We start from the raw sequence: 25,557 nt of genomic DNA, 5'->3' as shown, positions 1-25,557 counted from the left end.
ACCTGTAAACAGGATCGTGCCCGATGTTACCGACTAGTACCCGAGGGTGCCAGCCGACAGGTATTGCTTAAGCTGCTACCACGACAACGCGTACGGTGGCTTCAACTTCGGCGTGCAGGTGCACGGCTACGTCGAATTCGCCTACGTTGCGGATGGTGCCGTTCGGCAGACGAACTTCGCTCTTCGACACTTCAACGCCAGAGGCGGTCAGTGCGTCAGCGATGTCGTGAGTACCGATCGAACCGAACAGCTTGCCTTCGTCGCCAGCGGTGGCAGTGATGGTCACTTCCAGCTCGGCCAGTTGGGCAGCACGGCTTTCAGCCGAGGTCTTACGGTCTGCTGCGGCTTTTTCCAGCTCAGCGCGACGCTCTTCGAACGCGGCCAGGTTGGCAGCGGTCGCAGCGGTGGCTTTGCCGTAAGGCAGCAGGTAGTTACGACCGTAACCGGCCTTAACGTTTACTTTGTCACCCAGGTTGCCCAGGTTGGTGACTTTTTCCAGAAGGATCAGTTGCATGTGAAAATCCTCTAACTTTTAACCTTCACCGTTCGCGTTGTCGGCGTCTTTCGGCGCCATACGACCGCGAAAATCAATCAGGCTGTCGACGATGGCCAGGACCACCAGCAACGGATAGATCAGCTGCATGAACAGCAACAACGTGACGTACAACCCCACCAGCCAGAACCTGGCCAGTCGCTTTTGCGCCACCAGCCCGTGAATCAGGGCCAGAGCGGCAAATACCAGCGGTACACTGCACAACGGCGTGAGCATGGCCATCTGCGGACCGAAGTTCGGCCCCAGAAGCATGCCCGCCAGCAGCAACATCGCCAGCCCAAGCGGGAAACGGATGGCGCGAAACTCGCGACCAAAACCACCCGGGTTGTACAACAACGCCTGCCAGTAGCGCCCGATAATCAGGCTCAGCACACTGACGATTTGTAACAAGGCCGCAATCAGGCCGGTCAGGACCGGTGCGATCAGGGACGCGAAACGCGCTTGCTCCTCTACCGACATCTGCTGGTAGAGATCACCGAGGGCCTCGGGCAGGATTTTTATCAAAGCCTGCGACAGCATCTCGATCTGGGGCGCGAAAGCCACCCCGAGCACCACTGAAAACACCACTCCCATCGCTATGCTGACCAGCAGCACGCGGTTCCAGGATTCGCTTGCGCGCAACACCAACGCCAGCGCCGAAGACCCCAGCAGCACCATCAGTGCCCGCGGGTCAGCGGAATACAACCACCAGAGCAAAGCCGGCAGCAGTCCCAGAGCAAGAACGCCAAGGGCGTCCTTCAATCCGCGCCGCAGGAGTACAAGACTCACCGCGGCAGCACCCAACCAATACAACAACGGCAATGCCGCGCATCCAGCCACTACCAGAGTGGCCTGCATACGACCGCGCATGATGAACTCAGCTAAGGCGCGCATGCATTCAATCCTTTGCTACGTGTCGACTGCCCGGTCTCAGCGGCCGTGGCTGTCGGTGTAGGCCAGCAGGGCCAGGAAGCGGGCGCGCTTGATAGCGGTGGCCAGCTGACGCTGATAACGAGCTTTGGTACCGGTGATACGGCTTGGAACGATTTTGCCGGTCTCGGATACGTAGGCTTTCAGAGTGTTGAGATCTTTGTAATCGATCTCTTTCACGTCTTCAGCGGTGAAGCGGCAGAATTTACGACGACGGAAGAAACGTGCCATGTGATTGGCTCCTTAAAAGGTCCGTGGATTACTCGTCAGCGTTATCGCTGTTGTCGCTGTCGCTATCGCTGTCATCGCCATCGGCGCTGTCAGAGTGCTCAGGACGGTCGCGACGCTCACGGCGCTCACTGCGGTTTTCTTCAGCCTTGAGCATCTCGGATTGGCCGGTGACGGCTTCTTCGCGACGGATGACCAGGTTACGGATCACTGCATCGTTGTAGCGGAAGTTGTCTTCCAGCTCGGCCAGGGCCTTGCCGGTGCATTCAACGTTCAGCATCACGTAGTGAGCCTTGTGAACATTGTTGATTGCATAGGCCAGTTGACGACGGCCCCAATCTTCCAGACGGTGGATTTTGCCGCCGTCTTCTTCGATCAGCTTGGTGTAACGCTCAACCATGCCGCCGACTTGCTCGCTTTGATCCGGGTGGACCAAAAAGATGATTTCGTAATGACGCATGAATGCTCCTTACGGGTTGTAGCCTGCCGCTCAAAAACGGTCAGACAAGGAGTGAATGACACTTATGGACTTGTGGACGCTAGACACATAAGTGCCTGCCATCACAGCAAGGGGCGCAATTGTAGAGAAGGGCCGAGGGCGGCGCAAGGTGATTGGTGATTATTTGAACAACCCCAATGTTTACCCACACAAACCATTGTGGGAGCGAGCCTGCTCGCGATGAGGGCGCTCCATTCAACATTTGCGTTGAACGGCACTCCGCTATCGCGAGCAGGCTCGCTCCCACAGGAATACAACTGGATCAGGATTTCTTGGCGGCCGCAGCAACCTTGACGCTACGCTGGCGCTGAGCCTCGAACAGGCACACGCCGGTCGCGACCGAAACGTTGAGGCTGCTGACACTGCCGGCCATCGGCAGCTTGACCAGGTAGTCGCAATGCTCGCGGGTCAGGCGCCGCATGCCCTTGCCTTCGGCCCCCATGATCAGGATCGTCGGGCCCGTCAGGTCCTGGTCATAAATGCTGACCTCGGCCTCGCCCGCCGTGCCGACCACCCACAGGCCACGCTGCTGGAGTTTCTCCAGGGTACGCGCCAGATTGGTCACGGCCACCAACGGGATCACTTCCGCCGCGCCACAGGCGACTTTACGCACCACCGGCGTCAACGTCGCCGACTTGTCTTTAGGTACGATCACCGCCAATGCACCCGCCGCATCGGCCGAGCGCAGGCAAGCGCCAAGGTTGTGAGGATCGGTCACGCCATCCAGTACCAGCAACAATGGCGCGCCTTCGGTGCGATCGAGCAACTCGTCGAGCATCGCCTCGCCCCAGACCTGGCTCGGGCTGACCTCAGCCACCACCCCCTGGTGCACACCTTCGACCCAGGCGTCCATTTCCCGCCGTTCGGCCTGGCCGACCGCTACGCGATTCTCGCCAGCCAGCTCGATCAGGGTCTGGACCCGCGGATCACTGCGGCCTTCCGCCAGCCAGATCTGCTTGACCCGCTTGGGATGGTGACGCAGCAACGCTTCCACGGCATGCACACCGTAGATTTTTTCCAACTGACTCATGACTTGGCCTTGGGTTTACGCGCCCCGCCGCTCTTGGCTGGGGCCGAGCCCGCTTTCGGCGGGCCTTTACGGTGTTTGCTCGGCTTGCCGGTCGCCTTGTCCGGCGCCGACCGTCCGGTCTTTCCCCCAGACGCCGCTTTACCGCCGCTCTTGGCTTCGGCGAGCAACGCCTGTTTCATCTCACGACTTTTGCGCAGCTCGGCGTTTTTTGCCGCCGCATCGCTTGGGCGATAGGCTTCGACGGCCTTTTCCTTGGCCGGGCCGCGACGCCCGGACTTGGCCGCAGCAGGCTCGGCGGCGGTCTTGGCCGCAGGCGCAGAAGTTTCAGTGCCGCGCTTCTTGCGGCCAATCGGCGCGCTGATGGTTTTTTCCGCCATCTCGAAGTCGATCTTGCGCTCGTCGAGATCAACGCGCATGACCCGCACTTCGACCGTATCGCCAAGACGGAAGCTGCGACCGGTGCGCTCACCCGCCAAGCGGTGATGCACGGGGTCGAAGTGGTAGTAATCGCCCGGCAGCGCGGTGACGTGCACCAGGCCTTCGACGTAGATGTCGGTCAGTTCGACGAACAGGCCAAAACCGGTCACGGCAGTGATCACGCCCGGGAACGACTCACCCACGCGATCCTTCATGAACTCGCACTTGAGCCAGTTCACTACGTCGCGAGTCGCTTCATCGGCACGGCGCTCGCTCATCGAGCATTGCTCGCCGAGTTGTTCCAGGGCCGCCTCGTCGTAGGGGTAGATGCGCGCCTTGGGAATGGTCATCGCACCGGCACGTTTGACGTGCGGGGTGTCCATCTTCGAGTGGATCACGCTGCGGATCGCCCGATGCGTGAGCAAGTCAGGGTAACGACGGATCGGCGACGTAAAGTGGGTATAAGCTTCGTAATTCAGGCCGAAGTGACCCTGGTTATCGGCGCTGTATACCGCCTGGCTCAACGAGCGCAGCATCACGGTCTGGATCAGGTGGAAATCCGGGCGATCCTTGATACCGGCCAGCAGGGCCTGGTAATCCTTGGGCGACGGACCGTCCTTGCCTTTGTGCAAGGACAGGCCGAGCTCACCGAGGAAGGCCCGCAGTTTTTCCAGGCGCTCCGGCGGCGGGCCATCGTGGACTCGGTACAGCGCAGGAATCTCGTGCTTCTTCAGGAACTCAGCAGTGGCGACGTTGGCGGCCAGCATGCATTCCTCGATCAGCTTGTGGGCATCGTTGCGCACCGTCGGACGAATCTCGGCGATCTTGCGCTCGGAGCCGAAGATGATCCGGGTTTCCTGAGTTTCGAAATCGATCGCGCCACGCACGTGACGGGCCGCCAGCAGCACTTTGTAGAGCGAGTACAGCTCTTTGAGATGCGGCACGACATCGGTGTATTCGCCACGAAGCTTGCGCGATTCGGCAAGTTTCGGGGTTTCCAGCATCGCGCTGACCTTGTTGTAGGTCAGACGGGCGTGGGAATGGATCACCGCCTCGTAGAAGCAGTAGTCGGTCATCTCGCCGGATTTGGAGATGGTCATCTCGCAAACCATGGCCAGGCGATCGACGTGAGGATTGAGCGAGCAAAGGCCGTTGGACAGTTGCTCTGGCAGCATCGGTACGACGCGCTCGGGGAAATACACCGAGTTGCCGCGCACCTGGGCTTCGGCGTCCAACGCCGAGCCGAGTTTCACGTAGCTGGAAACATCGGCAATCGCCACGTACAACTTCCAGCCGCCGGAGAACAGGCGCAGCTTGCCAGGCTTGGCTTCGCAGTAGACCGCGTCGTCGAAGTCCCGGGCGTCTTCGCCATCGATGGTGACGAACGGCAAGTGGCGCAGGTCGATGCGCTTCTCTTTGTCTTTCTCTTCGACTTCCGGTTTGAGCTTGGCGGCTTCTTTCAGGACCGCTTCGGGCCAGACGTGGGGAATGTCGTAGGTGCGCAAGGCAACATCGATTTCCATGCCCGGCGCCATGTAGTTGCCGACCACTTCCACCACATCGCCCTGGGGCTGGAAGCGCGGGGTTGGCCAGTGGGTGATTTTCACCTCGACGAACTGACCGACCTTGGCGTTGGCATTGCGGCCCGGGGTGACCAGCACTTCCTGCTGGATCTTCGGGTTGTCGGCGACGACAAAGCCGATGCCACCTTCTTCAAAGTAACGGCCGACGATGCTTTCGTGGGCACGGGACACCACTTCGACGATCACGCCTTCACGGCGGCCGCGGCGGTCCAGGCCGGAAACCCGGGCCAAAGCCCGGTCACCGTCGAACACCAGACGCATCTGCGCCGGGCTCATGAACAGGTCGTCGCTGCCGTCGTCCGGGATCAGGAAGCCGAAACCGTCACGGTGACCGGCGATGCGGCCCAGGATCAGGTCAAGCTTGTCCACGGGCGCATAGGTGCCGCGCCGGGTGTAGATCAACTGCGCATCGCGCTCCATGGCGCGCAGACGGCGGCGCAGGGCTTCGAGCTGGTCTTCGGTGGTCAGACCGAACTCTTCGACCAGTTGCTCGCGGCTAGCAGGCGAACCCCGATCGGCGAGATGCGCCAGGATCAGTTCGCGGCTAGGAATAGGGTTTTCGTATTTTTCCGCTTCACGAGCGGCCTCGGGATCGAGGGACTGCCAATCGGCCATTAGAGAGTTTTCACCTTGTCTATATGCGGGTTAGTTTGGCATAGGCGTAATGAAACGGGAAATTTCAAGCATCCAATGCCTTTTTCTGAAGCCTTTTGACCCCTCTTGAAGCCCGGAAATGCACCGCTCGTGAAATTTAGCGGTTTTTTTCTCGTGAGGGGTTTACAGTTAAAAACACGCTCCGTATAGTGCGCGCCATCGACGACGCACACACGTTGCCGATACTGCCCAGATGGTGAAATTGGTAGACACGCCAGCTTCAGGTGCTGGTGACCGCAAGGTCGTGGAAGTTCGAGTCTTCTTCTGGGCACCAATTTCGAGCGACAGATCAATGATCTGCCAGCTCCCCAAAAACCCGCGAAAGCGGGTTTTTGCATTTTCGGCCCCTGGAATCCGACTGGTAATTACTAAAACAAAAACAGGGGTTTACAGATCAAAACTCGCTCCGTATAGTGCGCCACATCGACAGCGGCAACGCTGAAGATGCTGCCCAGATGGTGAAATTGGTAGACACGCCAGCTTCAGGTGCTGGTGACCGCAAGGTCGTGGAAGTTCGAGTCTTCTTCTGGGCACCAATTCAAGCTTCAAGGTTACGGCCTTGAACTCAAAAAAACCCGCGAAAGCGGGTTTTTGCGTTTCTGGGGTTGGCGATTTATTCGCTGACGACAAGATGCCTCTGAGCCACTGAAACCGCTATCGCGAGCAGGCTCGCTCCCACACGGGATCTCCAGCGCTCACAGATACTCTGTTCACAGTGGATCAATGTGGGAGCGAGCCTGCTCGCGATGAGGCCAGCCCATCAAGCCCGGAACTGCCCCAGGCTCGCCTTCAACTGCGCCGCCAGACTATCCAATACCTTGCCACTGGCCGTGGTCTCGACCACAGCCTGAGCCGCTTTCTCGGCCTGGGCATGAATGGTTTCCACCCGCCCACGCACCGCTTGCGCACCTTGCGCCTGGTGAGCCGCCGCTTGCGTGGCCAGACCGATGGCCGCATGCACCTGCTCTACAGAAGTCTGTACCGACTGCTGCAAGCGCGCGCTGTCACGCAACACCAACAACCCCTCGCTGGCCTGACGCCCGGCCTGGCCGATGGCAGCCACCGCCTCGCGAGCGCCCTGCTGCAGCGCGACGATATGCGCCTGGATGTCGCCGGTCGAACTCTGGGTCTTGCTTGCCAGCGCACGCACCTCGTCGGCCACCACTGCGAACCCGCGCCCGGTTTCCCCGGCCCGCGCCGCTTCGATGGCCGCGTTCAAAGCCAGCAGGTTGGTTTGCTCGGCAATGCCGTGAATGACCGTGAGCACCACTTCGATCTGCTCGCTCTGTTGCGCCAGCCGCTCGATGACTTTTGCCCCCGTATCGACCTGCCCTGCCAGCGCTTCGATCAAACCACCGACCTTGGCCGAGGTTCGGGTGTTTTCGTCGGTAGCCTTGCGAATCTCCACTACCTGCTGCAAGGCAGCCTGCATCGCCTGGCTTTCCGATTGCGCTTCGTCGGCCATCTGCGACAGCGCCCGCAAGCTCTCGGCCACTTCATCACGCTGCATTCCGGCCGCCGCATCGGCACCGGAGTTACGCAAGGTCATTGCACCGATTTCCACACCGGTGCGCTGGGCCACATCCCCCGCCTCTCGCACGATGGGCTGCAACTTATCCACAAAACGATTGACCGCCGAGGCCATCTCGCCGATTTCGTCCTTGCTGCTGATTTGCACGCGCTTGGTCAGGTCGCCCTCACCCGCCGCCAGATCGTTCATCGCGGCAATCAACAGCTTCAAACGATTGACCACTCGCCGCCCCAACACCACAGCCAGCAGCACCAGCACGCCAAACCCCACCAGCGCCAGACCCACACCGATCCGCCAGCGCAAAGTGCCCGCAGCGTCCTGCACGGTGGTGGCGGTGTTGGCCTGCATTTGCGTCGCGGTGGACTGAGCCGACTCCAGGCGCCCGCGCATTGCCGTGGCGCTGTCGGCTGCCGCACCCTTGAGGCTATCGCCCACCAACTGGTCGCCACTGGCGATCAAGGCCGAGAAGCGCTGGTCCAACGCTTTCAAGTCAGCTTCAACGGAGGCCGTGGAAACACCCATCAACACCTTGCCGATCTCTACGCCGTTGGGGTTGATCGAGGCCTCAAGGTAATACACCGAAGGGTCGTTCTTCGCCGCGTCCAACACCTTGTCCAGCGCCCGGTCGCCCTGGCCTTTCTCCAACAAAGCCTTGTTGATCGGGTTCTCCCGATTCAGGTAGCGAGTCAGGTGCTGGCCCGTGGCGTCGTCATAAATGACGAAGAGTACGTTGGGATTGCGCTGGGCCCGACGGGCAAACTCGGAGAGCGCAGGCACGTCGCTGTCCCACATGGCGCGGGGCGCAACCGAAGCCAGGAGTTGCGCCATATCATTGGCAGAGTCCTTGAGCGATTTTTCCAGCGTCGCCCGCAACTGTGCCTGCTCATCCTTCAGCCGCGTAGATAAACCGGCGGTGAGGCGCTGACGAGTGCTGGCAGACAAGCTGTCCAGGCTCGACGTCACTTCACGCCCGGCCTGCTCCAGTTCGCCAGACAACTTCTGGCTGTCGCCGCCGAGCCGCGCCTCCAGATCTGCCTCCAGCGCAGTGACCGTGCTTCGCGTCAGCGCGACAGCGACCAGCACCTGCACCAAAAGGGCGACACCAAGAGTAACGAACACAGGCCGCAACAGGCGGCTTTGTAACAATGAGAGAACGGCCGACACAGGGAATCCCTCTACTAACGCCATTAATTTGATGGCACTTCACAAGAAGCACTTATTATTCATGGTGTATAGCAAGTGTCGTGCCGTCTGGCAGGCAGAAACGACAAAGGACCCAAGCGAGGGTCCTTTGTGTTTTACATCAACGACTTATCAGGCAAACGGGTGACGCAGAACGATGGTTTCGTTGCGGTCCGGCCCCGTCGAAATAATGTCGATCGGTGCACCGACCAACTCTTCGACGCGCTTGATGTAATTGCGAGCCGCCACTGGCAGCTCTTCCAGGGTCTTGGCACCCACGGTCGACTCAGTCCAGCCTGGCATCTGCTCGTATACCGGCTCCAGACCGATATAGCTGTCAGCGTCAGTCGGTGCGTCGATGACCGCGCCGTCCTGATTCTTGTAGCCCACGCAGATGTTGATGGTTTCCAGGCCGTCCAGTACGTCCAGCTTGGTCAGGCACAGGCCCGAGATACTGTTGACGTCGATGGCGCGACGCAGGATGACGGCATCGAACCAGCCGCAACGACGTGCACGGCCGGTGGTGGCGCCGAACTCATGACCACGCTTGGCCAGGAACGCACCAACATCATCGAACAGCTCGGTCGGGAACGGACCCGAACCGACGCGAGTGGTGTACGCCTTGGTGATACCGAGGATGTAGTCCAGGTACATCGGCCCAAAACCCGAGCCGGTGGCGATGCCGCCGGCAGTGGTGTTGGAACTGGTGACGTACGGATAGGTACCGTGGTCGATGTCCAGCAGCGACCCTTGGGCACCTTCGAACATGATGTCCTTGCCCGCGCGACGCAGCTCGTGCAGCTCGGCAGTGACGTCGAGCATCATCGGCTTGAGCAGCTCAGCGTACTCCATGCACTCATCCAGGGTTTTCTGGAAGTCGATGGCCGGCTCTTTGTAGTAATTGACCAGGACAAAGTTGTGGTAGTCCAGCAACTCGCCCAGCTTGGCGGCGAAGCGCTCACGGTGAAACAGGTCACCGATGCGCAGGCCACGACGGGCCACCTTGTCTTCGTAGGCCGGGCCGATGCCGCGACCGGTGGTGCCGATCTTCAGCTCGCCACGGGCCTTTTCGCGGGCCTGGTCCAGCGCAACGTGATAGGACAGGATCAGCGGGCAGGACGGGCTGATACGCAGACGCTCGCGCACCGGTACGCCCTTCTCTTCCAGCTTGATGATTTCCCGCAACAAGGCGTCAGGGGCAACCACCACCCCGTTGCCGATCAGGCACTGCACGCCTTCGCGCAACACGCCCGACGGAATCAGGTGCAGTACGGTTTTTTCACCGTCGATCACCAAGGTGTGACCTGCGTTGTGGCCACCTTGGTAGCGCACTACGGCGGCAGCATGTTCGGTCAGCAGATCAACGATCTTGCCTTTGCCCTCATCACCCCACTGGGTGCCCAGGACTACGACATTCTTACCCATAACACTTGTCCTCATTCGCGCAAACTTGGTGCCGGCCGCGGCCGGCAGGAAAACTCAAGAAGCCAGCGGCAATACTTGCCAAAGCCCGTTCTGCTGAATCAATTGCCGGTCGCAGTCCGCTTCACGGGCGGCGGCCAAAGGCTGCCCAGGCAAGGCCTGGACGACACGCTGACCCTCACTGCGCAACTGGCAGACCGTCTGCCAGAGTGCTGCATCCGTACTGTCAGGCATCCAGATACCGCCAGACGGTAGCTCGACTTCAGCACGCCCCAGGGTCACCAGGGTTTTCAAATCGGTAGAGAAGCCGGTCGCCGGACGGGCACGACCGAAGTCGGCGCCAATATCATCGTATCGACCGCCCTGAGCGATGGACTGGCCAACCCCCGGCACGAACACCGCGAACACCACACCGGTGTGGTAGTGATAACCGCGCAGTTCACCCAGGTCGAAATACAGCGGCAGCTCGGGGAAACGCACCGACAGCCGCTCGGCAATCGCCAGCAAATCGTCCAGTGCCGCGAGCACCGGTGCCGGCGCATGGGCCAGCCGCTCGCGGGCAGCGGCCAGCACTTCGCGACCGCCGCACAGATCCACCAGCGCCCGCAACATGCCGGACAGATCGGCCGGCAGGCCTTCGGTCAGACTGATCACTTCATCGATGGCCTTGCGCTGCAAGGCATCGAACAACTGCTGCTCCACTTCGCCGGACAAACCGGCCGCACGCGCCAGGCCACGATAGATGCCGACATGGCCCAGGTCCATGTGGACATCTGGTACGTCGGCCAGTTGCAGCATGGCAAGCATCAGGCTGATGACTTCCACGTCGCTGCTCGGGCTGGCGTCGCCATACAACTCGGCACCCAGCTGGATCGGACTGCGCGAAGACGACAGGGCGCGCGGCTGGGCGTGCAGCACACTGCCGGCGTAGCACAGACGACTCGGACCTTCACGACGCAGGGTGTGGGCGTCGATACGTGCCACTTGCGGCGTGATGTCGGCACGAAAGCCCATCTGCCGGCCCGACTGCGGGTCGATAACCTTGAAAGTGCGCAGATCCAGGTCCTGGCCCGCGCCGGTCAGCAGGGATTCCAGGTACTCGATATGCGGGGTAACGACGAATTCGTAACCCCAGCTCTGGAACAGATCCAACACCTGCCGACGCGCTACTTCAATACGCGCAGCTTCCGGTGGCAGTACTTCTTCGATGCCATCTGGCAGCAGCCAGCGGTCTACCGTTGCCATTACGCCATTCCCCTATGGTCCGGGCGGCCAGCCCTCGGGCAAGCCTTGAGTGAAGCAGAAAATGCCCGCCCCATGCGCAAACCCCGCGCATGAGCAACGTGACGAATGGCCTGTAGTCGGCCTCGCCAAGCACTTTCCTCGAAAAACCTGTCGAGCCGTTCAACCCGACGCCTGCAACAAAAACCGCAATCGAACGTGCAGACGCAAAAAAGCCGGGAATTTCCCGGCTGCCGCATCATACACACGTTTTCCCAAAGGATCACCCCGCCCGACGCTTTAGCCGCCGGGCGGAGTGCTTCAGGTCAACGTCGCATCAAGGCTTGGACTTTTCCAGGTACTGGAAGAAGTCGCTGCTTGGGTCAAGGACCAGGACGTCGGATTTGTCCGCAAAGCTTTCACGGTAGGCACGCAGGCTACGGTAGAACGCGTAGAACTCCTGATCCTGACCATAGGCCTTGGCGTAGATCGCAGCGGCCTGGGCATCACCGTCACCGCGCAGCTCTTCCGATTCACGGTAGGCTTCGGCCAGCAATACGCGGCGCTGACGATCGGCGTCGGCACGGATGCCTTCAGCCAGCTCGTTACCCTTGGCGCGGTGCTCGCGAGCTTCACGCTCACGCTCGGTGCTCATCCGCTCGAACACACTGCGGTTCACTTCCTTGGGCAGGTCGATGGCCTTGACCCGGACATCGACAACTTCGATACCCAGCTCTTTTTCCGCCATCGCGTTCAGCGAACGAGTGATGTCGGCCATGAGCGCATCACGCTCACCAGACACGACTTCATGCAGCGTACGCTTACCGAACTGGTCACGCAGGCCCGACTCAAGACGACGGGACAGACGCTCGTCGGCAATCTGCTTGAGACCGGAAGTCGCGGTGTAGAAGCGCTCGGCATCTTTCACGCGCCACTTGGCGTAGGCGTCCACCATCACGGCTTTCTTTTCCAGCGTCAGGAAGCGTTGTGTCGGTGCATCCAGTGTCATCAGGCGGGCATCGAACTTACGCACCTTGTTGACGTACGGCACTTTCACATGCAGGCCCGGCTGGACATCCGCCTGGACCACGCGACCGAATTGCAGCAACACCGCACGCTCGGTCTGAGCCACGATGTAGAAGCAGTTCCAGGCAGCGATCGCCACGACGACACCGACAATAAGGGCGATCAGCGATTTATTGCTCATCAGCGACTCTCCCTGGTACGTGCTTGCTGTTGCTGCTGCTCCGCCGCCGCGCGGGCATTGGCTTCATTGCTGGCCGCTGCCGTGCTGGACGGTGGCGTGCCGGTTTTACGACTGCCTTCGACCATCTTGTCCAGCGGCAAGTACAGCAGATTGCTCTGGCCGTTCTTGTTGCCGGTCACGAGGACCTTGCTGGTGTTGCTGAAAACTTCCTGCATGGTGTCCAGGTACAGACGCTCACGGGTGACTTCAGGCGCCTTGCGATACTCGCTCACCAGTTTGGTGAAGCGATCTGCCTCACCCTTGGCGCGGGAGACCACTTCGTCGCGGTAACCGTTGGCATCTTCAATGATGCGCTGGGCCTGACCACGGGCTTCCGGCACCACGCCGTTGGCGTAGGTCTCGGCCTGGTTGCGCGAACGCTGCTCGTCTTCACGGGCACGGATCACGTCATCGAAGGCTTCCTGGACTTCACGCGGTGCCGCTGCGCTCTGAACGTTGACCTGGGTAACGGTGATACCGGTGCGATAGGTATCGAGGAACCTTTGCAGGCGCTCCTTGATTTCGCTGGCCATCAACTCACGACCTTCAGTCAGCACCTGATCCATGGCGGTAGAGCCCACCACATGACGCAAGGCACTTTCAGTGGCGTGCTGCAGGCTGATTTCCGGTTGGTCGACGTTCAGCACGAAGTCTTGCAGATTGGAAATCTTGTATTGCACGGTCAGCGGCACTTCGACGATGTTCTCGTCTTCGGTGAGCATCTGGCCCTGCTTGGTATAGGCACGCTCACGCGTGACGTTTTCCATGAACTTCTTGTCGATCGGCGGGAAATAGATGTTCAGACCCGGACCGACAGTCTCGTAGTACTTGCCGAAGCGCAGCACCACGGCCTGCTCCTGCTCGTCCACGACATATACCGCGCTGTACAGCCAGACAGCCGCGAGCACGACGAGACCAATGCCGAGCAGGCCATAACCGCCACCCTTGCCCGAACGGCCACCACCATCGTCACCGCGTTTCTTACCACCACCGAACAAACCGTTCAGGCTTTCCTGCAGCTTTCGGAAGGCCTCGTCGAGATCCGGCGGCCCCTTGCGGTCGCCGTTGTTACGACGTTTTCCACCCCAGGGATCCTGATTATTCGAGTTGCCACCCGGCTCATTCCAAGCCATAGCGCTCTCCATCTGATAAAGCAAAGACGCACCCACGGCGCGCCGACCAATGCTACAGAATGCCTGACACAGCTTTCTCAGGCTTTTATTGCAAAGTGTGTTGCTCGATGAATTCCATCGGCTGCAGCCCTTCGCGACTGACCAGTCGATTGAGCTCCGCCCGAGGCAGGCGAACCGCCAGCAGGCAGACGCCTTCTTCGTCGTGTTCTTCTTTCTGCACCGCTCCGAGCTCAAAGAACTGGGCCCGCAGCCGAGCGAAACGTTGCGGCAACTTCAGCGTGCCAACAAACAAGTCGTTGCCCAGCAGCTCCGCCACTGCCTGCTTGAGCAGGTCGAGGCCGGAGCCGTCGCGGGCCGATAACCAGACCCGCTGCGGTTTGCCATCGGCATCACGCTGGATCTGCGGCTCCACGCCTTCGAGCAAATCGAGTTTGTTGTATACCTCGAGGATCGGCAAGTCCTGGGCTCCGATCTCGCCCAGCACCACCATGACCTGCTCGATCTGCAGCATCCGGTCCGGCTCGGCGGCATCGATCACGTGCAGCAGCAGGTCGGAGTTGCTCGACTCTTCGAGCGTAGCCCGGAAAGCCTCCACCAGCTTATGCGGCAGGTGCCGAATGAAGCCCACGGTGTCGGCCAGCACAATCGGCCCGAGGTCGTCCAGATCGAGCCGGCGCAGGGTCGGATCGAGCGTGGCGAACAACTGGTCGGCGGCGTAGACATCGGACTGGGTCACGTTATTGAACAGCGTCGATTTGCCGGCGTTGGTGTAACCCACCAATGAAACCGTCGGGATATCAGCACGCTTGCGGCCACGCCGGGATTGCTCGCGCTGGCTGCGGACCTTTTCCAGACGCCCCTTGATCTGGCGCAGGCGAACCCGCAGCAGGCGCCGGTCGGTTTCCAGCTGGGTCTCACCCGGACCGCGCAGACCGATACCCCCCTTCTGCCGCTCAAGGTGGGTCCAGCCACGAACCAGGCGCGTACTCATGTGCTCAAGCTGGGCCAGTTCGACCTGGAGCTTGCCTTCATGAGTGCGGGCGCGTTGGGCGAAGATATCGAGAATCAGCCCCGTCCGGTCGATCACGCGACACTCGAACACACGCTCGAGGTTACGCTCCTGACTGGGCGTGAGGATGTGATTGAAAATCACCAGGTCGACCTGCTCGGTTTTGACCAGGTCGCGCAGTTCCTCGACCTTGCCGCTACCTATCAGGTATTTGGCGGTTGGCCGATGACGCGGCACGTTAAAAAACGCGACGGTCTCGGCGCCGGCCGAAAGTGCCAATTCCTGAAACTCCTGCGGATCTTCGCGCGCCTCAGGGTCTTGTCCATCCAAGTGAACGAGAATGGCCCGCTCACCCCCACCGTGGCGCTCAAAGAACAAAGGAGACTCCTATCAAGCGTTACCCGGTTCAGCGTCACCGGCTTCGGATTCGGTTGCGCTAGGCAGACGAATCGCACGCACAGGCACTACTGTCGAGATCGCGTGCTTGTAGACCATCTGGCTGACGGTGTTTTTCAACAGGATGACGAACTGGTCGAAAGACTCGATATGGCCTTGCAGTTTGATCCCGTTGACCAGATAGATGGACACCCCAACTTTCTCTTTACGTAAAGTGTTCAAGTAAGGGTCTTGTAGCGAATGCCCTTTTGACATGTGCCGCACTCCTTTAAGGATCAATAATTAAAATCGGAATCAGATGGCTTGGGCCGTCACACCCCCAAGGATAGACGGCAATTGCAAGGACTCAGCTCAATATGGAGATGGTCCCAAGGTATTTCAAGGCGCGCGGCAGATTGTCGCAATCAAGACTGTCAAGCCAATGCAAGTCAGTCCAGCTCCGCAGCCAGGTGAACTGGCGTTTCGCCAATTGGCGCGTGGCAATGATTCCACGCTCCTGCATCTCGGCTGACGTCAGCTTGCCGTCCAGATAGTCCCAGACCTGTCGATAACCCACCGCACGTATAGACGGCAACCCGGCATGCAGGTCACTTCGCTCACGCAGGGCTACGACCTCGTCTATGAATCCCTGTTCCAACATTAATGTGAATCTTTGTTCAATTCGCCGATGCAGCACTTGCCGGTTCGCCGGAGCGATGGCCAGATTGGCGACAGTATAGGGCAATTGTTGCATTCCCGAAGCGGCTGCTTCAGTACTTTGCGCAGATTGTCGCTGTCGCAGGGCCGTCATGCTCTGCCCGCTGACCCGATAGACCTCCAGCGCCCGGCTGAGCCGTTGCGGGTCGTTGGGGTGAATGCGGGCCGCCGACTCCGGGTCGATGACCGCCAGTTGCTCATGCAGGGCTTGCCAGCCAAGGCGTGCAGCCTCTTCTTCGATCTGCGCGCGCACGTTGGGATCGGCAGCCGGCATGTCCGCCAGCCCCTCGACCAGAGCCTTGTAGTACAGCATCGTGCCGCCCACCAGCAGCGGAATCTTGCCTCTGGCGGTGATTTCGGCCATGGCCTGAAGGGCATCGCGACGAAAATCCGCTGCCGAGTAAGCTTCGGCCGGATCCAGGATGTCGATCAGTCGGTGCGGGAAATCGGCCAGCAGCTCTTTTGACGGCTTGGCCGTGCCGATGTCCATGCCCCGGTAGACCAAGGCCGAATCGACGCTGATCAGCTCGCAGGGCAGCACTTTGGTCAACTCAATGGCCAGGTCGGTCTTGCCGGCTGCGGTCGGCCCCATCAGAAAGATCGCAGGTGGTAACTGGCTCATCAACGACCGCGCAGGAACAGTTTGTCCAGGTCGTCCAGGCCCAGTTGGGTCCAGGTCGGCCGGCCATGGTTGCATTGGCCGCTGCGCTCGGTGTTTTCCATATCCCGCAGCAGGCCGTTCATTTCCGGCAAGGCCAGACGCCGGTTGGCGCGGATTGCGCCGTGGCAGGCCATGGTGCCGAGCAGTTCGTTCAGGTGCGCCTGGATTCGGTCGCTGGTGCCGTACTCCATCAGGTCCGCCAGCACGTCGCTGACCAGTCGGTTGGCCTCGGCCTGCTTCAACAACGCCGGGATCTGCCGGATCGCCAGGGTTTCCGGGCCCAGGCGCTGCAGCTCAAAGCCCAGGCGCTGGAACCAGCTCACATGCTCCTCGGCGCAATCGGCCTCACGCTGGCTGACCGCCAGGGATTCAGGCACCAATAGCGGTTGCCCGCTAAGGCCTTCGCTGGCCATGGCGATCTTCAGCCGCTCGTACATGATCCGCTCGTGGGCGGCATGCATGTCTACCAGAACCAAGCCTTGGGCATTTTCCGCGAGGATATAGATGCCTTTGAGCTGCGCCAGGGCATAACCCAGTGGCGGAATGTCACCCTGGCCGTCCGGCAACGCCGCCGCACCGGCCTCAGGCAGGGGCTTGAAGAACTCGCGATAAGCCGCCTGAGCTTCGGCGGCGGGCACGCTCGATTGCGCACGCGGGGTGTATTGGTACTGGTAACCGCTGCCCGCGCCGGTCCCGGCGGCGTTGTAGGTCGGCTGGGGCTGGGGTTGCTCCAGCAGTGCGTTGGCGGCCAGGCGCATTTCGCCCTGAGGCCCGAATTCGCCAGCCTCCAGCCCCGTTGGCCGGACCATGCCGGCAACTGCCGCCGGTGCCGCCAATTGATCTTCGGGGCGCACATCACCCAAGGCGCGGTGCAAGGTGCCGTAAAGGAAATCGTGCACCATGCGCCCGTCACGGAAGCGTACTTCATGCTTGGTGGGATGCACGTTGACGTCCACCACCGCGGGATCGACTTCGAAAAACAGCACGAACGTCGGATGCCGACCGTTGAACAACACGTCGCGATAGGCCTGGCGCACCGCGTGGGCCACCAGCTTGTCGCGCACCGCCCGCCCGTTCACGTAAAAGTACTGCAAGTCCGCCTGGCTGCGAGAAAAAGTCGGCAGCCCGACCCAGCCCCACAGGTGCAGGCCATTGCGCTCCACTTCGATGGGCAGAGCCTGCTCCAGGAACCCGGCACCGCACACCGCGCCAACGCGTCGAGCACGGGCCGCATCATCATGGGCCTCGTGCAGGCTGAGGATGGTCTTGCCGTTGTGGCGCAAATGGAACGCCACGTCAAAACGCGCCAGCGCCAGACGCTTGATGACTTCCTGCAAATGATCGAATTCGGTCTTCTCGGCCTTGAGAAACTTGCGCCGGGCCGGGGTATTGAAGAACAGGTCGCGCACTTCCACCGAGGTGCCCACCGGATGGGCCGCGGGCTGGACGCGAGAGGCCATGTCCCGGCCTTCGGTCTCGACCTGCCAGGCCTGGTCGGCTTCGCGGGTACGCGAGGTGAGCGTCAGGCGCGACACCGAACTGATGGAGGCCAGCGCCTCGCCACGGAACCCCAGGCTCATGACCCGCTCGAGGTCTTCCAGATCGCGGATCTTGCTGGTGGCGTGGCGCGCCAGGGCCAACGGCAGGTCGTCGGCAGGAATGCCGCCACCGTCATCGCGCACACGCAGCAGCTTGACACCGCCCTGCTCGACATCCACATCGATGCGCCGGGCCCCGGAGTCGAGGCTGTTCTCCAGCAACTCCTTGATGACCGACGCCGGACGCTCGACCACCTCACCGGCGGCGATCTGGTTCGCCAGCCGGGGGCTGAGCAGTTCGATGCGGGCAGTGCTGCCGGTCAGTTCATCGCTCATTGCTTGACCACCACTTCGTTGCCGGGAATGGTCAGGGTCTGGCCGATCTTGAGCTCGTCGCTCTTGAGATTATTGGCACTGCGCAACGACGCGGGCGACACCTGATAGCGCACCGCGATCATTGCCAGGGTTTCGCCAGGATTGACCCGATGGTCTCGCGGCCCCTGGGCGATCTTGCCGGAGTCTCGTAGCCAGGCGATGTAGGTGCCCGGTGGCGGGTTCTGCTGGAAGAACTGTCGCACGCCGCTGCTGATGGAACGGGCCAGGGCCTGTTGGTGGCTGGAGGATGTCAGCTTCGAGGCTTCGTTGGCGTTGGAGATGAACCCGGTTTCCACCAGAATCGACGGGATATCCGGCGACTTGAGCACCATGAACCCGGCCTGCTCGACGCGTCGCTTGTGCAGCGGCGTGACACGCCCAATGTTGCTCAAGACTTTTTGACCGACGTTCAGGCTGGACGTCAGCGAGGCGGTCATCGACAAATCGAGCAGCACGCCGGCGAGCATGCGGTCCTTGTCATCGAGGCTGACGTTACCGGCACCGCCAATCAGGTCGGAACGGTTTTCGCTGTCAGCCAGCCAACGGGCGGTCTCGGAGGTGGCCCCCCGGTCAGACAGGGCAAACACCGAGGCCCCGAACGCGGCTTTTGAAGGGGCGGCGTCGGCATGGATCGAGACGAACAGGTCCGCGCCCTTCTTGCGGGCGATTTCGGTACGGCCACGCAAGGGGATGAAATAGTCTCCGGTACGGGTCAGTTCCGCGCGAAAGCCCTTCATACCATTGACCTGGCGCTGCAACTCACGGGCGATGGACAACACCACGTCCTTTTCACGCTGCCCTCGCGAGCCAGAGGCACCCGGGTCCTCCCCCCCGTGACCGGCATCGATCACAACGATGATATCGCGCTTGCCGGAAGGCGCCGGCGGTAGCTTGAGAGCAGGCTCGGTCGGCGTGACCGGCACCGCCGGCACTGTGGCGACTTTGGTCGGCGGCGCAGGCGGTGGCGCGGCATCGCCCGGGTTGTCGAACAAGTCCACCACCAGTCGGTTGCCGTACTGGGCGTTGGGCGCCAGGGTGAAGCTTTTCGGGGTAACCGCCTTATTCAGATCGACGACCACACGCAGGTCAGTCGGCGTGCGCTGAGCCGAGCGAATGGCCGTGATCGGCGTGTTGGCGGTGGCGGCTGTCAGCGGCGCCCCCAGGGATGCGCCATTGATGTCGATCACCAGGCGATCCGGAGCGGTCAGGGTGAATACGCTGTGCTGCACCGGCCCCGTCAGGTCGAACACCAGACGAGTGTTGTCCGGCGCCCGCCACAGACGAACGCTGCTGACCTTCGTCTGTGCCACAGCATCGACGGCCAGTGCCGTAAGCAACATTCCTACGACAGCAACCACCGCGCGAAAGCGCATACCAAACCCCATCATCAATTAGTTTCCAGTGCCAAAGCGGCACACCACGACTCGCCACGCGAGCCTTGCGGCGTCAGTATCAACGAACGCCCGCCGTTCTGCGCGCCAATGGTAATGGTCAGGTCGGGCTTTGGCAAAAAGCCTGCACCCTTCTGGGGCCATTCGATCAGACACAAGGCGTCATCTTCGAAGTAATCGCGGATACCGAGGAATTCCAACTCTTCAGGGTCCACCAGCCGGTACAGGTCAAAATGGAAGGCACGAATGTCGCCGATTTCGTAGGGTTCAACCAACGTGAACGTAGGGCTTTTCACTGCGCCGACGTGTCCCAGGCCACGAATAATGCCGCGGGACAAGGTGGTTTTTCCCGCGCCGAGGTCGCCCTCCAGAAAAATCAGACCATGGCCTGCCGTGGTACGCGCAATCCGCGCCCCCAATTGCGTCATGGCTTGTTCGTCCGCCACGTACAGGGTTACTTCAGACACGGTGAATGCTCCTCCAACAACTGACGAATGGCCGGGATCAGATCGGTCGCCGCCAATCCCCGGCCCGACTGGCCGGCTTGCGCACCGGCATTGGCATGCAGCCACACCGCCAGGCAGGCGGCGTCAAAGCCATCCATGCCTTGGGCGAGCAACGCACCGACCACCCCGGCCAGTACATCCCCGAGGCCTGCCGTGGCCATGGCCGGATGGCCCTGGCTGCAAACCGACAGGCGACCGTCTGGACTGGCAATCAGGCTGCCAGCGCCTTTGAGAATCACTGTGGCCGCGTATTTTTTGCTCAATGCGTGGGCCGCCGCCGGACGATCGGCCTGCACCTGAGCCGTGGAGATACCCAGAAGCCGCGCCGCCTCGCCCGGATGAGGGGTGATCACACAGTGCGCGGGCAAACTGACCGCGCCACTGCTCAGCAGGTTCAGCGCATCGGCATCCCACACCTGGGGCAGCGATGCGTTGGCCGCCGCCGACAACAAGCTACGTCCCCACGCCGCCTGACCGAGGCCCGGCCCCACCACCAACACGCTGACCTGCTCAAGCAACCCCATCAATTGGTTTGCTGAGTGGGTGCCCTGCACCATGACTTCGGGTAAACGCGTCAGCGCAGCCGTCACATGCTCGTTGCGAGTGGCCATGGACACCATCCCCGCGCCGCAACGCAGGGCACTCTCGGCGCTCATCTGGATGGCGCCGCCAAAACCTCGATCGCCGCCGATCAATAGAACATGACCGAACTTGCCTTTGTGGGATGCGCGCGCGCGCGGCGTCAGACCCGGCAGATTAGCGGGCTGCAGAAGCCGGGCCGTGGCCGGCGCCGCCTCGACGATGTCGGGATCGGCATGCAGATCATTGAATATCAGTTCACCGACCCGGTCCGCCGCATCGCCTGTGAACAGCCCCAGCTTCAGGCCGATAAAGGTTACGGTCAGGTCGGCCGTCACTGCCGTACCCAGCACCCGTCCCGTGTCGGCACACAAGCCCGAAGGGATATCCACCGCGGCCACTGGCAGGCCACTGACATTGATGGTGTCGATTGCCCGAACGTAGGGCTCGCGTACTTCGCCACTCAATCCCGTGCCGAGCAAGGCGTCGAGCAGCACGCCGCGCAAGTCGGACTCGTCCGACCATGGCTCCACCGGCACACCCACCGCCACCGCCTCGGCGTGGGCATTGGCGGCATCCCCCTGTAAACGCCGGGGCTCACCCACCGTCAGCACCCGCACTGACCAGCCGGCACGGCGGGCCAGGGTCGCCACCAGATAACCGTCGCCGGCGTTGTTGCCATGCCCGGCCAGCACGGTCAGCTCGCTGGCGTCTGGCCAGTGCCGGACAATGGCGCGCCAGGTGGCGCGGGCGGCTCGCTGCATCAATTCGAAGCCAGTCGTGCCTGCCGCAATCAGCTGTGCGTCAAGGGCCCGAACCTGCGCGGCACTGTACAGCGCGTCGGGAAAATCATCTTTAGTGTGCGGCATGCGTCTTCGGGCTCCGATGTCTGGCAGAATTATACGCATCTCAGCTCCGGTTTCTCTCGCCTCATGCCCGTCATTCCCACAGACCTCCCCGCCCTCGCCCAATCCATCAAGGACTGGGGCCGCGAGCTGGGTTTCCAGCAAGTCGGCATCAGCGGCCTGGACCTTGCCGAGCATGAGCAACATTTGCAGCGCTGGCTCGACGCGGGCTATCACGGCGAGATGGACTACATGGGCGCCCACGGCAGCAAACGCTCGCACCCCGAGGAACTGGTGCCGGGCACATTGCGTGTGGTTTCCCTGCGCATGGACTACCTGCCGGGCGACACGCAAATGGCGCAGATGCTCGGCCAACCGGAAAAAGCCTACGTCTCGCGTTATGCATTGGGCCGCGATTACCACAAATTGATCCGTAAACGCGTGCAGCAGCTGGCAGAAAAAATTCAGGCGGTCATTGGCCCCTTCGGTTATCGGGCCTTCGTTGACAGCGCACCGGTGCTGGAAAAAGCCATCGCCGAGCAGGCAGGGCTGGGCTGGATCGGTAAAAACACCCTGGTACTGAACCGCAAGGCCGGCAGCTACTTCTTCTTGAGCGAGCTGTTTGTTGACCTGCCACTGCCGGTTGACCCGCCCCACGCCAGCGAACACTGCGGAAAATGCACCGCATGCCTGGACATCTGCCCTACGAATGCCTTCGTCGGCCCCTACGTCCTGGATGCCCGACGCTGCATTTCCTACCTCACCATCGAACTCAAAAGCGCCATCCCCGAGGAACTGCGGCCATTGATCGGCAACCGGGTGTTCGGTTGCGATGACTGCCAGATCGTCTGCCCGTGGAACCGCTTCGCCCGACCGTCCGGAGAAAGCGACTTCAAACCGCGACACAACCTGGACAATGCCGGGTTGGCCGAGTTGTTCATGTGGGACGAGGAAAAATTCCTCAGCAGTACCGAGGGCTCGCCCCTGCGCCGCGCCGGGTACGAACGCTGGTTGCGCAACTTGGCGGTGGGGCTGGGAAATGCACCTTCAACCATCCCGGTCATGCAAGCGCTTGAAGCGCGGCGCGATTACCCATCGGAACTGGTGCGCGAGCATGTGGAGTGGGCGTTGCGCCAACACTCCGAGCGTCAGACCTCGTCGTTGTAGACGAACTTCGGCATTTCCCAGTGAAAGCGGATCGCCAGGAGCCGCAACAGGAAACCGCCGAACAAGGTGATGAGGATCGCCTGCTCGCTCGGCAACTGCAGATAGACACACAGCATGTAGCACCACGCCGCGGCAAACGAAACGCTGGCATAGAGCTCGCGACGGAAGATCAGCGGGATATCGTTGCAAAAAATGTCACGCAGGATGCCACCGAAAACGCCGGTAATCACGCCACTGACCGAAGCCACCAACATGCCATGGCCCATTTCCAGGGCGGTCATGCAGCCGATCAGGGTGAACGCCACCAGGCCCACGGCGTCGAGCACCAGGAATAACGAGCGCAAATGGCGCATCCAGCGCGCCAGGATCACCGTCAGCATCGCCGCCGCGGTGGTCAGCACCAGATATTCCGGGTGCCTGACCCAGGTGAGCGGGTAATGACCGAGCAGCACATCGCGCACCGAGCCGCCACCCAACGCGGTGACGCAGGCGATCAGCACCACGCCGAACCAGTCCATGCCACGACGCCCGGCAGACAAGGCCCCAGTCATGGCTTCGGCGGTGATGGCGATCAGGTAAAGCATCAGCAACATGATGGCGGTCCTTGCAGGAAGGCGCGCAGTCTAGCCAGTTTGGGCAGGCACCAAAAGAGGGCGCGACACCGTCTTCTGCCTGAGCGCCATGCCGCCCGTTCAAACTACCCCTGTGGCGAGGGAGCTTGCTCCCGCTCGGCTGCGCAGCAGTCGCCAAACCGGACAACTCGATCTACCTGAAGCTGTTGGGCCTGCTTCGCAGGCCAGCGGAGCAAGCTCCATCGCCACAAAAGCGTGCTCGCACAACAGCCGAGGAGCCGACTTAGAACTTGATGAAGTGCTTACGGTAGTGCTGCAGCTCGGCGATGGACTCGCGGATATCGTCCAGGGCCAGGTGGCTGCCGCCCTTCTGGAAGCTGTCACGCACCTCAGGTGCCCAGCGGGCGGCCAGTTCCTTGAGGGTGGAGACGTCCAGGTTGCGGTAGTGAAAGTAGCTTTCCAGGGATTTCATATGGGTATAGAGAAAGCGACGATCCTGGCAGATGCTGTTGCCACAGATCGGTGACTTGCCCTTGGGCACCCACTGCTCGAGAAAGGCGATGGTTTGGGCTTCGGCCTCAGCCATGCTGATTTTGCTCTCGCGCACCCGTTGGGTCAGGCCTGAGCCGCCGTGCTGGCGAGTGTTCCATTCGTCCATACCCGCCAGGACCTCGTCGCTGTGATGGATCGCGATCACAGGGCCTTCGGCCAGGGTGTTGAGATCACTGTCGGTGACGATGGTGGCCATTTCGATGATGACATCGGTGTCCGGGTTCAGACCGGTCATTTCCAGGTCGATCCAGATCAGGTTCTGCGGGTTCTGCATGGGGGAGCTCCTCGGCGTAGCTGCGCAGTTTAGCTTAGGCTTTGAACGAAAAGTGCTTGCGCGACGATCATGCTGCGTTGAAAACAGCCTCGGAATGCTCATTGACCACCAGTCAACGCCGCTTCCTCGCCTGTTTTCGCCCTGCCTGCTCGCTGCTCGGCGACTTTTCGTTCAAACCCGAGGCAGGGCCTTGAGCGTGCTAAACTCGCGGCCGTTTTTACCTAATCGCTGCATTCTTCATACGGAACACCCATGGCCAAACGCCAACTCAATCGTCGTCAAAACTGGCGCATCGAAAAGATTCAGGGCGAGCGCGCCGCCCGCGCCGCCAAACGCGAATCCAGCGCGGTACAAGCGCTGGAGGGCGGCGACCTGGGCCCTGAACAGACCGGCCTGGTGATCGCGCACTTCGGTGTACAGGTCGAGGTCGAGGCCCGTGAAGGCGAATTGGCCGGCCAGGTATTCCGCTGCCACCTGCGCGCCAACCTGCCGGCCCTGGTCACTGGTGATCAGGTGGTCTGGCGTGCCGGCAACCAAGGCATCGGCGTGATCGTGGCTCAACTGCCGCGCCACACCGAACTGTGCCGTCCGGACAGCCGAGGCCAGCTCAAGCCGGTGGCGGCCAACGTCGACATGATCGTCATCGTCTTCGCCCCGCTGCCCGAGCCCCACGCCAACCTGATCGACCGCTATTTGGTCGCGGCCGAACACGCCGGCATCCGCCCCTTGTTGCTGCTCAACAAATTCGACCTGATCGATGAACACAACGCCCCGGCGCTGAACGCATTGCTCTCGGTCTATCGGCAATTGGGCTACCCGGTGCTGGAAGTTTCGGCTCACCATGGCGATGGCATGGAGAAATTGCAGGAACAACTGGACGGGCGCATCAGCGTGTTTGTCGGCCAGTCCGGTGTCGGCAAGTCGTCGCTGGTCAACAGCCTGCTGCCGGAAGTCGAGACGCGCGTCGGGCCGCTGTCCGAGCTGTCCGGCCAGGGCACTCACACCACCACCACTGCGCGGTTGTTCCACTTCCCCGGCGGCGGTGAATTGATCGACTCGCCGGGCATCCGCGAGTTTGGCCTGGGCCACGTCAGCCGAGCCGACGTGGAAGCGGGGTTCATCGAGTTCAACGACCTGATCGGCACCTGCCGTTTCCGCGACTGCAAGCACGACCGCGAACCCGGTTGCGCCCTGCTCAAGGCGCTGGAAGACGGTCGTGTGCAACAGCAACGGATGAACAGCTATCGCTCGATCATCGCAAGCTTGCCGGAAAGCAGTTACTGATCCGAAAGGAAGACAAGCCGGACACAGTTGTGGCGAGGGGATTTATCCCCGCTGGGGCGCGAAGCGCCCCCCCCCTTTTTATTCAACCCCGAATATCAGATGAA

At 61.4% G+C, this 25,557-nt stretch carries 22 protein-coding genes and 2 tRNA genes; 4 read left to right on the top strand and 20 right to left on the bottom strand.

What is annotated here, in order from left to right; translation table 11 throughout:
• Positions 1 to 67: 67 nt before the first annotated feature.
• The 6 genes from rplI to rnr form a co-directional block, all read right to left on the bottom strand.
• A complete protein-coding gene (gene rplI / locus QOM08_RS02645) occupies positions 68 to 514 on the bottom strand; it encodes a 50S ribosomal protein L9 (protein WP_047227319.1) in 447 nt (148 codons plus the stop codon).
• 18 nt (positions 515 to 532) lie between these two features.
• Complete coding sequence (locus QOM08_RS02640) at positions 533 to 1,426, bottom strand: hypothetical protein (protein ID WP_047227318.1); 894 nt, start codon at positions 1,424 to 1,426, stop codon at positions 533 to 535.
• A gap of 36 nt (positions 1,427 to 1,462) precedes the next feature.
• Positions 1,463 to 1,693 carry a 30S ribosomal protein S18 gene (gene rpsR, locus QOM08_RS02635; protein WP_002551829.1) on the bottom strand — a complete coding sequence of 77 codons (231 nt, stop codon included), beginning with the start codon at positions 1,691 to 1,693 and terminating at the stop codon, positions 1,463 to 1,465.
• Positions 1,694 to 1,721: 28 nt separating this feature from the next.
• Positions 1,722 to 2,150, bottom strand: coding sequence for a 30S ribosomal protein S6 (gene rpsF, locus QOM08_RS02630; protein ID WP_003186395.1), 429 nt, complete (start codon positions 2,148 to 2,150; stop codon positions 1,722 to 1,724).
• 301 nt (positions 2,151 to 2,451) lie between these two features.
• Positions 2,452 to 3,219, bottom strand: coding sequence for a 23S rRNA (guanosine(2251)-2'-O)-methyltransferase RlmB (gene rlmB / locus QOM08_RS02625; protein ID WP_107321462.1), 768 nt, complete (start codon positions 3,217 to 3,219; stop codon positions 2,452 to 2,454).
• Entirely contained in the window at positions 3,216 to 5,834 is a 2,619-nt protein-coding gene (gene rnr, locus QOM08_RS02620) for a ribonuclease R (protein WP_139048557.1), read from the bottom strand. The genes rlmB and rnr overlap by 4 nt, the downstream gene beginning before the upstream one ends.
• 226 nt (positions 5,835 to 6,060) lie before the next feature.
• Between rnr and QOM08_RS02615 the strand changes: the two genes are divergently transcribed.
• Positions 6,061 to 6,147: transfer RNA gene (locus QOM08_RS02615), tRNA-Leu, on the top strand.
• A gap of 175 nt (positions 6,148 to 6,322) precedes the next feature.
• Positions 6,323 to 6,409: transfer RNA gene (locus QOM08_RS02610), tRNA-Leu, on the top strand.
• A 224-nt stretch (positions 6,410 to 6,633) separates the two neighbouring features.
• Here the strand turns inward: QOM08_RS02610 and QOM08_RS02605 are convergent.
• The 12 genes from QOM08_RS02605 to QOM08_RS02550 all read right to left on the bottom strand — a co-directional run bounded on the left by QOM08_RS02605 (position 6,634) and on the right by QOM08_RS02550 (position 21,628).
• Positions 6,634 to 8,568 (bottom strand): methyl-accepting chemotaxis protein, encoded by a 1,935-nt coding sequence (locus QOM08_RS02605; protein ID WP_316912527.1) that lies wholly within the window; start codon positions 8,566 to 8,568, stop codon positions 6,634 to 6,636.
• A 150-nt stretch (positions 8,569 to 8,718) separates the two neighbouring features.
• Complete coding sequence (locus QOM08_RS02600; protein ID WP_003186407.1) at positions 8,719 to 10,011, bottom strand: adenylosuccinate synthase; 1,293 nt, start codon at positions 10,009 to 10,011, stop codon at positions 8,719 to 8,721.
• 54 nt (positions 10,012 to 10,065) lie between these two features.
• Positions 10,066 to 11,253: an ATP phosphoribosyltransferase regulatory subunit gene (locus QOM08_RS02595; RefSeq protein WP_047227314.1), complete on the bottom strand. Its 1,188-nt coding sequence runs from the start codon at positions 11,251 to 11,253 to the stop codon at positions 10,066 to 10,068.
• A gap of 313 nt (positions 11,254 to 11,566) precedes the next feature.
• Positions 11,567 to 12,436, bottom strand: coding sequence for a protease modulator HflC (gene hflC, locus QOM08_RS02590; protein ID WP_047227313.1), 870 nt, complete (start codon positions 12,434 to 12,436; stop codon positions 11,567 to 11,569).
• The gene (gene hflK / locus QOM08_RS02585) at positions 12,436 to 13,608 is read right to left on the bottom strand and encodes an FtsH protease activity modulator HflK (RefSeq protein WP_139048559.1); all 1,173 of its coding nucleotides are present in this window, start codon (positions 13,606 to 13,608) and stop codon (positions 12,436 to 12,438) included. The genes hflC and hflK overlap by 1 nt, the downstream gene beginning before the upstream one ends.
• Before the next feature lie 85 nt (positions 13,609 to 13,693).
• Positions 13,694 to 14,995: a ribosome rescue GTPase HflX gene (gene hflX, locus QOM08_RS02580; protein ID WP_160893732.1), complete on the bottom strand. Its 1,302-nt coding sequence runs from the start codon at positions 14,993 to 14,995 to the stop codon at positions 13,694 to 13,696.
• Positions 14,996 to 15,007: 12 nt separating this feature from the next.
• Positions 15,008 to 15,268: an RNA chaperone Hfq gene (gene hfq, locus QOM08_RS02575; protein WP_047227310.1), complete on the bottom strand. Its 261-nt coding sequence runs from the start codon at positions 15,266 to 15,268 to the stop codon at positions 15,008 to 15,010.
• 91 nt (positions 15,269 to 15,359) lie between these two features.
• Complete coding sequence (gene miaA, locus QOM08_RS02570) at positions 15,360 to 16,331, bottom strand: tRNA (adenosine(37)-N6)-dimethylallyltransferase MiaA (RefSeq protein ID WP_316912526.1); 972 nt, start codon at positions 16,329 to 16,331, stop codon at positions 15,360 to 15,362.
• Entirely contained in the window at positions 16,331 to 18,244 is a 1,914-nt protein-coding gene (gene mutL, locus QOM08_RS02565) for a DNA mismatch repair endonuclease MutL (RefSeq protein ID WP_076382898.1), read from the bottom strand. Before mutL ends, miaA begins: the two co-directional genes overlap by 1 nt.
• Positions 18,241 to 19,671, bottom strand: a complete 1,431-nt coding sequence (locus QOM08_RS02560; protein ID WP_047227307.1) for an N-acetylmuramoyl-L-alanine amidase — start codon at positions 19,669 to 19,671, stop codon at positions 18,241 to 18,243. Before QOM08_RS02560 ends, mutL begins: the two co-directional genes overlap by 4 nt.
• Positions 19,671 to 20,141 carry a tRNA (adenosine(37)-N6)-threonylcarbamoyltransferase complex ATPase subunit type 1 TsaE gene (gene tsaE, locus QOM08_RS02555; protein ID WP_047227306.1) on the bottom strand — a complete coding sequence of 157 codons (471 nt, stop codon included), beginning with the start codon at positions 20,139 to 20,141 and terminating at the stop codon, positions 19,671 to 19,673. Before tsaE ends, QOM08_RS02560 begins: the two co-directional genes overlap by 1 nt.
• Positions 20,129 to 21,628 (bottom strand): NAD(P)H-hydrate dehydratase, encoded by a 1,500-nt coding sequence (locus tag QOM08_RS02550; RefSeq protein WP_188252154.1) that lies wholly within the window; start codon positions 21,626 to 21,628, stop codon positions 20,129 to 20,131. The genes tsaE and QOM08_RS02550 overlap by 13 nt, the downstream gene beginning before the upstream one ends.
• A gap of 63 nt (positions 21,629 to 21,691) precedes the next feature.
• On the opposite strand from QOM08_RS02550, the gene queG reads away from it, so the two are divergent.
• Positions 21,692 to 22,771, top strand: coding sequence for a tRNA epoxyqueuosine(34) reductase QueG (gene queG, locus QOM08_RS02545; protein ID WP_316912525.1), 1,080 nt, complete (start codon positions 21,692 to 21,694; stop codon positions 22,769 to 22,771).
• Here the strand turns inward: queG and QOM08_RS02540 are convergent.
• Positions 22,753 to 23,367 carry a trimeric intracellular cation channel family protein gene (locus QOM08_RS02540; RefSeq protein ID WP_171061284.1) on the bottom strand — a complete coding sequence of 205 codons (615 nt, stop codon included), beginning with the start codon at positions 23,365 to 23,367 and terminating at the stop codon, positions 22,753 to 22,755. The genes queG and QOM08_RS02540 overlap by 19 nt on opposite strands.
• A 259-nt stretch (positions 23,368 to 23,626) precedes the next feature.
• The gene (gene orn, locus QOM08_RS02535) at positions 23,627 to 24,169 is read right to left on the bottom strand and encodes an oligoribonuclease (protein ID WP_047227302.1); all 543 of its coding nucleotides are present in this window, start codon (positions 24,167 to 24,169) and stop codon (positions 23,627 to 23,629) included.
• A 252-nt stretch (positions 24,170 to 24,421) separates the two neighbouring features.
• On the opposite strand from orn, the gene rsgA reads away from it, so the two are divergent.
• A complete protein-coding gene (rsgA, locus tag QOM08_RS02530) occupies positions 24,422 to 25,453 on the top strand; it encodes a small ribosomal subunit biogenesis GTPase RsgA (RefSeq protein ID WP_092395734.1) in 1,032 nt (343 codons plus the stop codon).
• The last annotated feature ends 104 nt before the right edge of the window (positions 25,454 to 25,557 follow it).

The organism is Pseudomonas sp. P105, assembly GCF_032614175.1.
Taxonomy (GTDB): Bacteria; Pseudomonadota; Gammaproteobacteria; order Pseudomonadales; family Pseudomonadaceae; genus Aquipseudomonas; species Aquipseudomonas rhizophila.
This window is presented reverse-complemented; position numbering and strand designations above follow the sequence as displayed.

Excerpts from the sequence above, each read along its gene's own strand:
- rplI (WP_047227319.1), bottom strand. The coding sequence starts at position 514 with ATGCAACTGATCCTTCTGGAAAAAGTCACCAACCTGGGCAACCTGGGT.
- QOM08_RS02640 (WP_047227318.1), bottom strand. The coding sequence starts at position 1,426 with ATGCGCGCCTTAGCTGAGTTCATCATGCGCGGTCGTATGCAGGCCACT.
- rpsR (WP_002551829.1), bottom strand. The coding sequence starts at position 1,693 with ATGGCACGTTTCTTCCGTCGTCGTAAATTCTGCCGCTTCACCGCTGAA.
- rpsF (WP_003186395.1), bottom strand. The coding sequence starts at position 2,150 with ATGCGTCATTACGAAATCATCTTTTTGGTCCACCCGGATCAAAGCGAG.
- rlmB (WP_107321462.1), bottom strand. The coding sequence starts at position 3,219 with ATGAGTCAGTTGGAAAAAATCTACGGTGTGCATGCCGTGGAAGCGTTG.
- rnr (WP_139048557.1), bottom strand. The coding sequence starts at position 5,834 with ATGGCCGATTGGCAGTCCCTCGATCCCGAGGCCGCTCGTGAAGCGGAA.
- QOM08_RS02600 (WP_003186407.1), bottom strand. The coding sequence starts at position 10,011 with ATGGGTAAGAATGTCGTAGTCCTGGGCACCCAGTGGGGTGATGAGGGC.
- QOM08_RS02595 (WP_047227314.1), bottom strand. The coding sequence starts at position 11,253 with ATGGCAACGGTAGACCGCTGGCTGCTGCCAGATGGCATCGAAGAAGTA.
- hflC (WP_047227313.1), bottom strand. The coding sequence starts at position 12,436 with ATGAGCAATAAATCGCTGATCGCCCTTATTGTCGGTGTCGTCGTGGCG.
- hflK (WP_139048559.1), bottom strand. The coding sequence starts at position 13,608 with ATGGCTTGGAATGAGCCGGGTGGCAACTCGAATAATCAGGATCCCTGG.
- hfq (WP_047227310.1), bottom strand. The coding sequence starts at position 15,268 with ATGTCAAAAGGGCATTCGCTACAAGACCCTTACTTGAACACTTTACGT.
- miaA (WP_316912526.1), bottom strand. The coding sequence starts at position 16,331 with ATGAGCCAGTTACCACCTGCGATCTTTCTGATGGGGCCGACCGCAGCC.
- mutL (WP_076382898.1), bottom strand. The coding sequence starts at position 18,244 with ATGAGCGATGAACTGACCGGCAGCACTGCCCGCATCGAACTGCTCAGC.
- QOM08_RS02560 (WP_047227307.1), bottom strand. The coding sequence starts at position 19,671 with ATGATGGGGTTTGGTATGCGCTTTCGCGCGGTGGTTGCTGTCGTAGGA.
- QOM08_RS02550 (WP_188252154.1), bottom strand. The coding sequence starts at position 21,628 with ATGCCGCACACTAAAGATGATTTTCCCGACGCGCTGTACAGTGCCGCG.
- queG (WP_316912525.1), top strand. The coding sequence starts at position 21,692 with ATGCCCGTCATTCCCACAGACCTCCCCGCCCTCGCCCAATCCATCAAG.
- orn (WP_047227302.1), bottom strand. The coding sequence starts at position 24,169 with ATGCAGAACCCGCAGAACCTGATCTGGATCGACCTGGAAATGACCGGT.
- rsgA (WP_092395734.1), top strand. The coding sequence starts at position 24,422 with ATGGCCAAACGCCAACTCAATCGTCGTCAAAACTGGCGCATCGAAAAG.